This window comes from Nocardia tenerifensis NBRC 101015, from assembly GCF_000308715.1.
Lineage (GTDB): Bacteria > Actinomycetota > Actinomycetes > Mycobacteriales > Mycobacteriaceae > Nocardia > Nocardia tenerifensis.
The window spans coordinates 1-380 of sequence record NZ_BAGH01000305.1 but is presented as its reverse complement, the minus strand read 5'-3'; the positions used below and the strand labels follow the sequence as shown (position 1 = coordinate 380).

The following is a 380-nucleotide window of genomic DNA, read 5'->3' as shown; positions in this document are numbered from 1 at the left end:
AAACAGGTCAACGTCGTCATCCCCATCGGCGGCTCGGGCAGCTACTTCACCGACTGGCACACCGACGACCCCGTACTGGGCCGCCAACGCTGGAGCACCTTCCTCACCCACGAACTACCCCCCATCATCGACACCACCTTCCACGGCACCGGAGCCAACGCCATCGCCGGAATCTCCATGGCCGCCACCTCCGTGTTCCAACTCGCCCTCGCCGCACCCCACACCTACCGCGCCCTGGGCTCCTACAGCGGCTGCGTCCGCACCTCCGACCCCCAAGGCCAAGCCATGGTCGCCGCCGTCGTCGGACGCTGGCGCGGCAACCCGATCAACATGTGGGGACCACCCCAAGACCCCACCTGGGCCGCCAACGACCCCTACCT

1 protein-coding gene is annotated in these 380 nt (G+C 67.9%); it reads left to right on the top strand.

Annotated elements, in window-relative coordinates; translation table 11 throughout:
- Positions 1–380: alpha/beta hydrolase (locus ON39_RS24275; RefSeq protein ID WP_040737800.1), on the top strand; the 380-nt coding region annotated here is incomplete at both ends.